Source organism: Pseudomonas persica (assembly GCF_900291015.1).
Classification (GTDB): domain Bacteria; phylum Pseudomonadota; class Gammaproteobacteria; order Pseudomonadales; family Pseudomonadaceae; genus Aquipseudomonas.
In genome coordinates this window covers 1-258 of record NZ_OLKL01000226.1, presented here as the reverse complement: position 1 = coordinate 258, position 258 = coordinate 1, and the positions used below count along the sequence as shown (strand labels likewise).

Sequence of the window (258 nt, the reverse complement as noted above, 5' to 3'; positions counted from 1 at the left end):
ATTCCGATCGATGCCATTTTCACGCCTGTAAAAAATGTAAAATACAGCGTAGAAAATACCCGTGTGGAGCAGAAGACTGACTATGAGAAGTTGGTAATCGACATCGAAACAGACGGATCTATTCACCCTGAGAAAGCATTGGAAGGAGCTGCCTTCATTTTGATTCAGCACTTCCGCCTGTTCTCCGACAAGTCTATTGAACTGGAGACCGGCAAGGACAGCGAAATCGAGCAGGTGGACGAGGAGATGCTGCACATG

At 46.9% G+C, this 258-nt stretch carries 1 pseudogene; it reads left to right on the top strand.

Annotated elements, in window-relative coordinates:
• Positions 1-258: pseudogene (locus FQ664_RS26365) on the top strand (DNA-directed RNA polymerase subunit alpha); the annotation flags it as partial.